Origin of the sequence: Paenibacillus sp. FSL H3-0469 (genome assembly GCF_038051945.1) — a bacterium.
In the GTDB taxonomy this organism is placed as follows: domain Bacteria; phylum Bacillota; class Bacilli; order Paenibacillales; family Paenibacillaceae; genus Paenibacillus_AQ.
On sequence record NZ_CP150302.1, the window covers coordinates 4,333,724 to 4,345,416 of the forward strand.

Sequence of the window (11,693 nt, forward strand, 5' to 3'; positions counted from 1 at the left end):
TTAGAAGGAGAGATTTGGGATGCAGCATAATAACTCCGTAGTAGATGAGCAAGAATGAGCGAATTCCTGAAATTAATGAAGGATGCAAGATTCAGAAGAACCATGCAGATGATTTTCAAGTTCGCCTGGGATTATTGGTGGCTGGGCAGGATGAAATTCTTGATGTCAAGGCGGCGCTTTGCAGCGAAGCAACAAGCCTTATACCGCAAGCAGGCAGCGTATTTCACGACAACCGCTATGGATATGGGCGGGCTGATTATCAAGCTTGGGCAGCATGTGAGTGCGCAGGTAGATATGCTGCCGAAGGAAGTTATTGAAGAATTGTCCAAGCTGCAGGATTCTGTAGAATTCGTAGATTTCTCCGAGATCCAGCAGAAGATAGAGCGTGAACTCGGGGTATCTATCAGCAAGATGTATGCTGAGTTCGATCAGGTTCCTATTGCAGCCGCCTCCTTCGGACAGGTCCACCGGGCAACCTTACGGACAGGCGAACAAGTCGCCGTGAAGGTGATGCGTCCCGGGGTCGAAGATATTATCGCGATTGACTGGAAGTCCATCCAGGTCGCCATTTCGTTATTGAAACGCCAGAAGATCATTACAGACTTCATGGATCTCGATGCGGTATATGAAGAGTTTCATGACACCATTATGGAAGAACTCGACTATCAGCAAGAAGGGCGTAATGCAGAAGATTTCAAGCAGCAGTTAGCCCACCGGAAGGATGTCGTGATTCCAGACATTCATTGGTCCTGTACCACTTCGCAGGTGCTGACCATGGAGTTTATGGCGGGTGTCAAAATCAATGATTCCGCCACGCTTGAGGCCTGGGGCGTGGACCGGACCAGACTTGCGACGTCGCTGATCGAAATGTTCGTGGAACAGATTCTATTGAATGGCTTGTTTCACGCCGACCCCCACCCGGGGAATGTGCTCGTGCAGCCTGACGGCACCATCGCCTTGATTGATTTTGGAATGGTCGGGCGGATTCCGAAGGATATGAAGACCCAGATGGTCGCCCTTCTGCTGGCCGTATATCTGAAAGACGCCCACGGTGCCATCGATGCCCTGAACAAGTTGAGATTTTTAAGACGGAATGTAGATCTGGAGGTCTTCTCCAGGAATCTTACGTTATTATTCGAACAAATCAACGGGGATACGTTTGATCTGAGTTTTGTGACCTCAGGCGACAATGTGGAGGAATTACGCAATTTCCTCTACTCCCAGCCTTTTCAGTTACCCGCCAATACCACCTTCCTGGGCAAAGCTATAGGCACCGTGTACGGCCTCTGTACCGGACTGGACCCTGAGCTTGATCTGGTCGGGACGGTTAAGCCCTATGTGGAACAGGTAGTGCGCCGCGATCTGCGGGGAAGTGTCATCTCCAAAGTTATCGAGGATGGCAAGGGTATGCTCAAAGACATCCTTCCGACGACCAAGAAGTTCATGTCGGCCATCGATAAAATGGACAGCGGCGGCTTACGGGTCAAGCTCGCAAGCTCGCTTGAGCAAAAATTAATCGAGACGCAGAACAAAAATACACAGCGGTTGATTGCCACCATCATCGGTGCAGTATTACTTCTGGCCGGGGTCAACCTGTGGAATGAAGTGAATCCCATCGTCTCTTATGTATTCGGCATCCTGGGCCTGCTCGTTATGCTCAGCCAGCTCCGAACGAGACAAGGCCGCCGTGACGAAAGAGCTGCAAGGCAAATTAACGCTATGCGTGAACGTAGCCGCTTGGAGAAGCCTCGCCATACATCGCGCAGATGAAAAAACGGCATTGCCGTCCTTTAAGAGGACGGCAATGCCGTTTCCACTTGTCTGATCCGGGATTCGTCCGCTACAAGCTTCGCTTCGGTAAATGCAGAATCACGTTGAATTGATCGCCGTGAATCTCGACCTTGATCTCCCCGCCATGCAGCTCAACGATGCTTTTTACAATGGCCAGTCCTAGTCCGGAGCCCTCTGTCTGGCGGGATACATCTGCTCTTTTGAAGCGTTCGAACAGCTCCTCCGCAGCAAAATCAATCTCATAAGCAGAGGTGTTCTGAATCTTGAATACGACCAGATCAACCGTTTCGTCCAAATAAATATAGATTCGGGTTCCTGGAAGCGAATATTTCTGCGCGTTGCCGATTAAATTTTCGAATACACGCCACATTTTATTGCCGTCCAAATACGCATGGATCGGGAATTTTGCGATTCTCTCCCGGATCACGAGCGACGCTTGTCCCAGATTGGTGTTGGACTCGGCAATTGACTGCATCAACAAGGTTGCAACATCGACATACTCTATATCCAGCTCTACTGTGCCGCTGGTCATCCTGGAAATTTCGAACAGGTCTTCAATCAACAGCTTCAGCCGGAGTGCCTTGCGGTCGAGGGTTTCAATATAGGATCGGGCGGTCTCTGTAAGATGCTCTTCTTTTTTTAATAAATCGACAAAATTGATAATGGACGTAAGCGGGGTTTTCAGATCATGTGATACGTTGGTAATCAGCTCTGTTTTTAACCGTTCGCTCTTCACTTGACTCTCCAGCGCGCTTTGGTACCCGGCCTTCATATTGTTAATATAGCCGGCAAGTCTGGATAGAGCATCCTTGCCGGTATCCTGAATCGCATTCTGAATATTCCCTTCGGCGATCTCCTTGCTGCCGTTGATGATGGCGGCGAATCGTCCAAGCTTGACAAGGATATATGGGACTACGATCAGCACATACAGCAGTTCATACAGTAAGGACCAGCTCAGTAGGTCATTGCTGGAATATGTGGCTGCTAACCAGGCACAAATACCGGCTATCGCCGTAAGCAGAAACATCAGGAGGAGGACAAGCGTTATTCTCCAATTGTGCAGACTGCTTCTGATAGCGGTTCTCCATATATGAAAGTAATCCATCAGCACACTGCCGTGCCATAAGGAGCGTTCCTTCAGAGGCTCATTGAAATAAAGAAACAATCGGCCTGACAGTATGCCAAGGATTATAGCGGCAAGCAGCTTCTGACTGAAGCTTACAATTGAAAAATCCAGATTCCGCCCAACCCTGTAGTCCATTATCCCAACAATCCATAAGATAACAGCGGCAATGAAGACCAAAAGGTCAATCAGGACACGCCGGTCTGCTTTACTTTTTCTCGATTTTGTATCCAATTCCCCATACCACCTTTAAATATTTTGGGTCTTTGGGATTGATTTCAATTTTCTCGCGAATGTTTCTAACATGTACGGCAACCGTATTCTCTGAAGCAAAGACTGGTTCATTCCACACGAGCTCATAAATCTCTTCGATCGAGAATACTCTCCCCTTGTTCTCCATCAGCAGCTCCAAAATTTTGTATTCCTTCGCGGTCAGTCTGACGTCCTCTCCATCAACCTCAACCGTCTTCGAACTTTTGTTCAGCTCAAGCCCTCTTACTTGAAGGATCTCTTCCCTGTTCGGCTGGAAGGAACCCAGATTCGTGAACCGGCGCAGTTGAGACCGGACTCTGGCCACCAGCTCAAGCGGATTGAACGGCTTCGTGATATAATCATCAGCTCCAACGTTGAGACCCACAATCTTATCGGCATCTTCCGACTTCGCGGAAAGCATAATGATCGGTATGTTTTTTTTCTCACGAATTTTAAATGTCGTCTTGATTCCATCAAGCTGCGGCATCATGATATCCATCAGAATGAGATGAATGGTTTCCTGTTCCAGGATTTCCAGGGCCTCCAGTCCGTTGGACGCCGTAAATACATCCACATCATCGCTTTTCAGGTATATCACGAGCGCTTCCCGAATCTCCGGTTCATCATCTACAACCAGAATATTATTTTTAGCCAATATTTCTCACCTTCATCCTGATATTAATCATATTTGCCCATCCGGAAGGGTTGTATCCCGCCAGACCCCATTTTCCCGGAGACAGTGCCGGCAAGCATTGGCTCTTCCGGTGATTTTTCCCGATCACTGTAAAATCCATGCACCCCGAAGGTAGTCAGCAACTGCTTAACCCGGCTGCTGTTGACGGTGTGAACATAGCTTTTGACCCCGAGCTTATTTAGGGCCGGAACCAGATTGGGGTTAATAAACACGCGGTATAGTGGCATGGCGACCGCTGTAAGCTGTTTGTCCCTTGCAAACTCAACAATACTTTCGGCGGATGCGCCAGTTTTGTAAAGTGAATACATTTTGTTAGGAAAAGGGTAGATCTCCATTACTGTGTCATACATTTCCGGGCTGAAAATTTCAGGTATCATCCGGTCAAGCAGTGCAGGATCAGCAGTACGCGCCTCATTGACCAGATTCGTAAACTGCTGCTCAATCTGCTCGTTGCTGCCTGCCTTCATATCCAGAATTAAGTCAAAATCACGATATTGCTGCATCAGCTGCAGGATATCCGTTAATGTAAGAGGCTGGAATCTGCCCATAATCAGCGAGTTGGCAAACTGATGCTTGGTTACCGTTCGTCCGCCATGAGCAGCCAAATCAGGCTGCAGCCTGTCCGACCAATCATGTCTGGCTACAAGCTCCCCATCCGCCGTCTGCACAAGATCAACCTCGAACAAACGGTAGCCTCTATTGTAATTGCTTATGAATGCTTCATAAGAATTGGTGTAGCTGGCGCCTTCGACTTCACCCAGTGCATGCGCAATAAGCCTATGGTCCTCCCACCCGCTGGTGCCCGCTGCTATAGAGGCGTCCTGTTTCTGACCTGGCCATACCAGCCCCCAGTTACACCAGATCAGCCCAGCCGAAATGACGATTACTAAGCTTAACATAAACGTTCTCTTCATTCGTCTCACTCCTTTGTTATCCCGTTGAAAGTCATACTACAGGACCCCAATGAAGAAGAACTGGTGAAAAAACGAATGAATGTATGAAGTTTGTCTCTACTTTCCCCAATAAGAAATTGTGGTTATCATGCCTTCTGGTTTATTCAATCACTGGATGGCTGGCTCTACTCACCGCCATCCTCCCCCCCTGCCTCCTTGCGCCACTCCCGCGGGGTCATGCCCGTTAGCTTGCTGAAGATTTTACTGAAATAACGGCTGTCCGGGTATCCAACCCTTTCGGCGATGGAAGCGATCTTGTACTGTTGGTTCGTAAGCAGGATTTTGGCGTTCTCAATGCGGACCCGTTCCAGATAATCGGACTGATTCTCGTGGAACACCTGTTTGAAGCGGCGGGAGACATATTCACGGCTCAGGAAGAACTGGCTTGCGATTTCCTGGAGCGACAGATCGTGCATATAATTAAGGTCAATGTACTGCTTGATGGAATGAATGACGTTGTATTCCCGGATCCGCGAATCTTTCAGCACCTCGGCGATTTCCAGACAAGCATTCGTCCACTCCCTCTGCCATTCCTCCAACGACAGCCGACCGTCGGTGCCGACCGGAAACAGCCACTGAGAGGAGTTCCGGGCGGATTCGCCTGCGGTCCGGTCCGTATCCTGCAGCAAATGGCTGCGGAGCATTTCAAATTCATACCGCCAGTACTTCAACTGTTCCCAGGTCACGGCATGAAGTTGTCCAATCGCCTGTATCCAATTGGCCACGGCCCCCTTAATCTGCCGCTCCTCCCCTTTGTGAATAGCGGCCGAAATCGAGCTGCTGTAATCGGCCAAGACGATTCTTTTGTCGGAAGTGGCGGCAGGGATGTCGTCATAACTGTGAATCCAGGTGCCCGGTCCCACAAAGGAAACGGAAAGAGCGGTCTGCAGCATCTGTTGAAATCCGGTGTGAATGTCCTGCGGGAAGGAGACCCTGCCGCTGCAGGCAAAATGAAAACGCGCTCCAAGCACACGGTAGAGCGCCTCATTGATGGCTGTCAGCTTTCTGCTGTTGCCCCCAAAGTCACCGGTCAGCAGCAGCAGGATGCCATAATTGGGATCGGCATGCTTGAAGGCATATCCATTCCTGGAAGGACCGATAACCTCATTGCAGATGTTAAGCATTAAGAAATACAGCAGGTCAATATTCCTTCCGAATTTCTCCAGTACAATACGCGGCAGCGGATCAGAGATCAGCATCACGAGCTGGCATTCCCGGACGGCGGACCACTCGAAGGAGGCCTGAAGCTCATCAGCAACTATAGAGTAGCCATCCGGCTGTGAGACAACGCCTGACAGCATTTTGTCCCAATACATAGGCAGGGTTTTGTTGATCTCGACATCCCTGCGGATATTCAGCCGCCGCGCTTCATCATCTTTCCGCCACGTATCCACCGCATTGCGGAGTGCTTCCAGCAGTTCATTGCGGTTAATCGGCTTAAGCAGGTAGTCAAGTCCGCCGTGCCTCATCGTCTTGCGGATATAGGTGTAGTCATCATAGCCGCTGATCACAATCCTCTTCGATTCAGGCGCATGCTCCCCGATCCATTGCAGAAGCGTCAGGCCGTCCACATTGGGCATTTTCATATCCGTAAAAATAATCTCCGGCTGCTCACTCCGGATCAGCTCCATAGCCGCTGCCCCGTCGCAAGCTTCCAGCACATCGGTGATCTGATAATCTTCCCACTGGACCAGAAGCCGGATTGAATCTCTTACATCGGTCTCATCATCCACGATCAGTACTTTCATAGAGCCTGCCGTCCTTTCGTTGCGGGATTCTGATCACTACATAAAAGCCCGAAGGCTGGACCTGTCCTATCGATACCCCGGCCTCGTCATTAAAGAATAAGGAGAGTCTTGAGATCACATTGATCAGACCGATACTGCCCCCTACCGTTCCTCCGGAGGCTTCTTGCATCATGCGCTGCTTCAGCCGCTCCAGGTTCTCCGGCGAAATGCCCTGCCCGTTATCCCGGATTGAAAGAGTCAGCCCATCTTCGCCACTTTCCAGCTTAATGTCTATTTCGGCATTTTGCATCGATTCAAATCCATGCTTGAAGCAGTTTTCTACAAGAGGCTGCAGGATCATTTTGGGTACAAGCAGTTCCAGAGCGGAAGGTTCGGCAATGTCAATGGTGTAGTGCAGATGTTCCTTGAACCGCTGCTTCTGCAGCTCCAGATAGGCCTCCACATGAGCTATCTCTTTGGCGAGAGGGACAACGGACTCCTCGGTATTCATAGTGTAGTGCATCATTAGCCCGAGCGAGGAGGTCAGCTCGTATATCTTGGGCACCTTGTTGTGCAAGGCCACAGATCCGATGGACTGCAAGGTATTAAAGATAAAATGCGGATTGATCTGAGCCTGAAGCGCCTTCAGCTGGTTATCCTTGTTGGCAAGCTCCAGCCGGAGTTCCCGCATAATCAGATTGTCGATCGTATCGACCATATTCTTGATCGCACTGCCAAGCACACCGACCTCATCGCTGCGTTCCGAATCCCCATCAAACTGCAGCTTTCCCAATTTGATCCGCCGGATCGACTCAGTCAATTTCTTGATCGGGGTGGTTAGCTTAAGCGACACGTACAGCGTTGCCGCAACCGAAATGACCAGGAAGGTTATCAGGACAAGCACATTCATCCGAAGCACGCGTGAGGCGTTGTTGTATAGATAACTGTCCGGAATCTGCTTGGCTACAATCCAGGTCCGCCCGAACAGTTCAAATCTCTCGAAGACGACAATCCCCTGGAAGCCGCCGTTCTCTTGCCAGTAAAAGTGGCCGGAGCCATAGCTATAGCGGGCATGCTCCAGCCAGGCATAAGACGGCTTTTGCCCAATCTGACTTTCTTCGGAGGCATAGATGACGGTACCGGTATCATCCAGCAGATAGATGTTTTCTTCTCCCTTGTCATAGAGCATGTTCATGATATTACGAAAGCCGTCAAGCTTGAAGTCGATGGATACTATGCCGACCCTCTCTTTAAGCGGCGCCCGGTAGACCGGGCGATGAATGGTAAACACAGTGTTGGACGGGCTGTAGGGGAATTCCTCCATGCCGTAATTATGCGATGGGTGGGGCGGCTCCATATAGGGGTCATTTTTGTCCACCGGTTGAAGGAAGTGGCCGTCAAGACCGGCGTTGCCCGCCGTCCGCTTCAGATAGCCGTTGATCAGCAGCCAGGATTGATGGGTCAGGTCAGAGTAGAGATAGACCTGCTGAATATCCTTGGCCGACTGTTCAATGGCATGAAGACCGGAGTAAATATTAATCTCGACCAAAAAATCGCTGTAGCCCCGGTTCAGGATGTTATAGAGGCTATTTGGCATCTGAATATTGTTATATACGTACAGGGAAATGCTGTTCATCCCGCTGAGCAGATTGCTCAAGCTTGTAGTCCCTTGCCGGACCGTGTTTGAGTTTTCCCGGATAGCGTCTTCTTTCAACGAGTGCCTGGTATAGAAGTAGGAAATCAGGATAGATGCGGTGATCGGCAGGAGGATGGCGACCATCAGAAACATGCTCAACTTATAGCGGATGCTGCGGCGGAATTTCATGGCGGTCCCCCTCGCTCTACGAATTGGTTAACAGTCTAGCACCGCCTTGCAGGAAGGTCAATAGAAAGCCCCGGTGCTGAAATGGATATATGACCCATATCACGATTTTACACATTTTTGATCAATTACGGCTGTTTTTCGCTGGTGTGGCAGCAGCTATACTGAGATTGTAAAGCGCTTTCAAGAAAAACAAAACAGGGAGGTTATGGTATGAAACGATTTTGGTCCCTCTTCTTGACCGGCTCCTTAACGATCGCGGTTGCACTGTCCGGTTGCTCCGGTAATAACTCCAAGGCAAACGAGACGGCAGCCGGAACCCAGGATGGCGGCAACGCAGGCAAGGATGAGATTACCCTCTACACTATTCAGTCCACGAATCCTAAATTTCAGGATTGGCTCAAAGAAGCGGAGGAAAAGAGTGGCGTGAAGATCAACTGGGTCGCCGCGCCGACCGATTCGGACACCCGCCAGCAGAAGGTATCGACGATCCTTTCCTCCGGTGACAATACCGTTGACATCCTTGAGATCAATGATGAAATGGCAACCTCTTTTAAAAATGCCGGTTGGCTGGAGCCGCTGCAGGATACGGTCCTGACTGATGATGTGCGGAAACAGCTGCCGCAGGGCTATATGAAGGATATGCTGACCTCAAGCAAAGGTGATCTGATCGGCGTCCCCAGCTACACCGGTTATCTTGGCCTGTGGGTCGATCAGAAGAAGCTCGATGCCGCAGGCATGACTTCCATTAACAACGAAGAAGACTTTGTGAAATTTCTGAAAGCGACGACCAAAGACGGTCAGTACGGATACGGCGGCTCCTGGGAAAAGACGTATGTCTTCAACGAAATCGCGACCTTCGTCAATCTGTTCGGCGGCGATTACTTTGACTGGAGCAATGAAGGCAGCCGCAAGGCAGTCAAATTCATGTACGACATGGCCAATACCTGGAAGGTCACACCAGTGGATCAAATTGCGGACAAATATGAACAGATGAACCAGAAGTTCATCGACGGCAAATATGCTTCCGTCTTCATGTGGGGGACCGGTACGGATTACAAGCAGGCGAACCGCTACGGTGAAGATCAGATCCATATGATCAATATGCCGGAATTTGCGAAACGGAGTATCTTCACGGATTCCTGGAGCTATGTCCTGAACTCGGCTTCCAAGAACAAGGATGCTGCCATTAAGTTCCTGAAATATGCCGCCAGTGAAGACGGTGAATTGAACGGCTGGAAGAACTTTGACCGCTATCCGGCCAGAGCGGATGTTGCGGCCCAAGAAGAGGTTGCCGGAGACATCAAGACTATTTACAGCGAGATCCAATCGACCAACGAGGTGCATGGGCGTCCGATGCTGCCGCAGACGATGGAGTTCATCTCCGAGATGGGAACGCTGTTTCAGAACTACATCCAGGACAAAATTACGCTGGATGATTTCTGCAAAAAAGCACAGGAAGCCGTTGAACGTTACAAATAATCAGGGCCATTTCCCGGCAGCACAAGCAGGCTGATCTGTAGATGCCTGCTTGTGCCGCCCCTATTCTACGGATATGGCTAACCTGCGAGGAAGGTGCATTTCATGTATGCCAGCAAAAAATATTGGATGATTGCCTGGATTCTTGTACTGCCGGCGCTGCTGATCCGGATCTTCACGACCATATATCCCATTATCGAAACCTTCCATATCAGCTTGTTTGAGGTCAAACTGCTGCAGGGCATCCGCAGGTTTGTCGGCTTGGATAACTATGTTCAGCTTTTCCACGATTCGAAAATGATTACCTCTATCCGGTTTACGGCCATTTTCGTTGTGGGATCGATGATTGGCCATATTGTGCTCGGAATCATCCTGGCGCTAATTCTCAATATGAAATTCAGCGGACAAAAGGTGCTCCGAACCATCGTGCTGCTTCCCTGGGCCATGCCGATGGTCGTGATCGCGATGGCGTCCAAATGGGCCTTCAACAATGAATATGGTCTGATCAATGACTTTATCCGCCGGTTCGCCCCTTCCTTCAATCTGGACTGGTTGATCTACACCAATACAGCCCGCAGCGCCGTAATCGCCGTGGACCTATGGAAGGACCTGCCCTTCTTCGCCATTCTGGTGCTGGCCGGTCTGCAATTCATCTCCTCGGACATGTATGAGGCCGCCAAAATTGACGGAGCCGGAAGCATCCGCTCCTTTTTCAGTATCACGCTTCCGCTTATTTCCAGGAACATTCTGATGCTCAGCATATTCTTTACCATGTGGCGCATCACTTCCTTTGATGTTGTATACGCGATGACAAGCGGCGGGCCGGGTGAGAGCACCGCACTTATTGCCTACCGGGTAACCACCGAAGCGTTTACGAATCTGAATACCGGCTACGCCGCTTCGATTGCCGTCGTGCTGTTCCTGGTGATGGCTGTACTCAGCGGGCTCAGTATGTCGGCAGCCAAACGCGTAGACTATTAAGGAGCGATATCCTATGATCCCCAAAAACTCCAGATCTGTGCCGCTGACCCTGACCATATGGGGATTGGCTGCCATTGTCGCATTTCTTATTCTTTTTCCGCTGTGGTGGATCTTTATTTCTTCCATTACACCGGCCGGAGAGCTATTCTCCAAACCGGTCAAGTACTGGCCGGCCCATCCGACCTTGGACAGCTACCGTTATCTGATCAAGAATGTTGGCCTGTTGCCCAAAATAGGAAATACCGCAATTATTGTGGGGCTATCCATCCTGATTGGTATGGTCATCTCCGTCATGGCTGCCTTCAGTTTTGCCCGTTTCCGCACCAGAGGATTATCCATTGCCGTCGGCTTCCTGCTGGCCTCCATGCTGATTCCCGATGTGGTGACCGCGCGGCCGCTGTATGATTTTCTGCGCAGCGTTCATTTATACGATACGTATACCGGCCTGATCATCCTGTATATCAGCGGTATTCTTCCGTTCACCATCCTGATTCTGCAGAACTATCTGAATGATATTCCGGTCTCCATCGAGGAATCCGCCTCTATTGACGGCTGCGGCTTTTTCCAGTCGATGTTCTATGTGACGATTCCGCTCCTGAGACCGGCGCTGGCAACAGTATGTATCGTCAACTTTATTACCTGCCTGAACAATTTCTTCACACCGCTGTTCTATTCCAATGGCATCTCTGTGCTCTCAACAGCTATTACACAGTTGCCTCTTAGAGACAATATGTACGCGGTGCCCTGGGATCTGGTTAGTGCTATGGGCTGGATCATCATTCTGCCCATCATTATATTCGTCGCCATCTTCCAGAGACAGATCATGGAAGGCATTATGGCCGGCGGCGTCAAAGGCTGATTACCGAGAGGA

At 50.1% G+C, this 11,693-nt stretch carries 9 protein-coding genes; 4 read left to right on the forward strand and 5 right to left on the reverse strand.

From position 1 onward, the window contains the following. The first annotated feature begins 54 nt into the window (after positions 1-54). Positions 55-1,770 carry an AarF/UbiB family protein gene (locus NSS83_RS19035; RefSeq protein WP_341346270.1) on the forward strand — a complete coding sequence of 572 codons (1,716 nt, stop codon included), beginning with the start codon at positions 55-57 and terminating at the stop codon, positions 1,768-1,770. Positions 1,771-1,840: 70 nt separating this feature from the next. Here NSS83_RS19035 and NSS83_RS19040 read toward each other — a convergent pair whose 3' ends face one another. From NSS83_RS19040 to NSS83_RS19060, 5 genes are all read right to left on the reverse strand, one after another. Beyond that, on the reverse strand, positions 1,841-3,148 hold the full coding sequence (locus NSS83_RS19040; protein ID WP_341183274.1) for a sensor histidine kinase: 1,308 nt from the start codon (positions 3,146-3,148) through the stop codon (positions 1,841-1,843). After that, positions 3,123-3,821, reverse strand: coding sequence for a response regulator transcription factor (locus tag NSS83_RS19045; protein WP_341183273.1), 699 nt, complete (start codon positions 3,819-3,821; stop codon positions 3,123-3,125). Before NSS83_RS19045 ends, NSS83_RS19040 begins: the two co-directional genes overlap by 26 nt. A gap of 23 nt (positions 3,822-3,844) precedes the next feature. Further along, on the reverse strand, positions 3,845-4,774 hold the full coding sequence (locus tag NSS83_RS19050) for a phosphatidylinositol-specific phospholipase C/glycerophosphodiester phosphodiesterase family protein (protein ID WP_341183272.1): 930 nt from the start codon (positions 4,772-4,774) through the stop codon (positions 3,845-3,847). Between the two features lie 164 nt (positions 4,775-4,938). Then, on the reverse strand, positions 4,939-6,561 hold the full coding sequence (locus NSS83_RS19055; RefSeq protein ID WP_341183271.1) for a response regulator: 1,623 nt from the start codon (positions 6,559-6,561) through the stop codon (positions 4,939-4,941). Then, a complete protein-coding gene (locus NSS83_RS19060) occupies positions 6,539-8,365 on the reverse strand; it encodes a histidine kinase (RefSeq protein ID WP_341183270.1) in 1,827 nt (608 codons plus the stop codon). Before NSS83_RS19060 ends, NSS83_RS19055 begins: the two co-directional genes overlap by 23 nt. 210 nt (positions 8,366-8,575) lie before the next feature. Between NSS83_RS19060 and NSS83_RS19065 the strand changes: the two genes are divergently transcribed. The 3 genes from NSS83_RS19065 to NSS83_RS19075 all read left to right on the forward strand — a co-directional run bounded on the left by NSS83_RS19065 (position 8,576) and on the right by NSS83_RS19075 (position 11,681). Next, positions 8,576-9,844: an extracellular solute-binding protein gene (locus NSS83_RS19065; RefSeq protein WP_341346271.1), complete on the forward strand. Its 1,269-nt coding sequence runs from the start codon at positions 8,576-8,578 to the stop codon at positions 9,842-9,844. Positions 9,845-9,946: 102 nt separating this feature from the next. After that, a complete protein-coding gene (locus NSS83_RS19070) occupies positions 9,947-10,822 on the forward strand; it encodes a sugar ABC transporter permease (protein ID WP_341183268.1) in 876 nt (291 codons plus the stop codon). A 13-nt stretch (positions 10,823-10,835) separates the two neighbouring features. Next, a complete protein-coding gene (locus NSS83_RS19075; protein WP_341183267.1) occupies positions 10,836-11,681 on the forward strand; it encodes a carbohydrate ABC transporter permease in 846 nt (281 codons plus the stop codon). Positions 11,682-11,693: the final 12 nt, after the last annotated feature.

Bases quoted from the DNA above. Each gene is read 5' to 3' on its own strand.
- NSS83_RS19035 (WP_341346270.1), top strand. From the start codon at position 55: ATGAGCGAATTCCTGAAATTAATGAAGGATGCAAGATTCAGAAGAACC.
- NSS83_RS19050 (WP_341183272.1), bottom strand. From the start codon at position 4,774: ATGAAGAGAACGTTTATGTTAAGCTTAGTAATCGTCATTTCGGCTGGG.
- NSS83_RS19055 (WP_341183271.1), bottom strand. From the start codon at position 6,561: ATGAAAGTACTGATCGTGGATGATGAGACCGATGTAAGAGATTCAATC.
- NSS83_RS19060 (WP_341183270.1), bottom strand. From the start codon at position 8,365: ATGAAATTCCGCCGCAGCATCCGCTATAAGTTGAGCATGTTTCTGATG.
- NSS83_RS19065 (WP_341346271.1), top strand. From the start codon at position 8,576: ATGAAACGATTTTGGTCCCTCTTCTTGACCGGCTCCTTAACGATCGCG.
- NSS83_RS19070 (WP_341183268.1), top strand. From the start codon at position 9,947: ATGTATGCCAGCAAAAAATATTGGATGATTGCCTGGATTCTTGTACTG.
- NSS83_RS19075 (WP_341183267.1), top strand. From the start codon at position 10,836: ATGATCCCCAAAAACTCCAGATCTGTGCCGCTGACCCTGACCATATGG.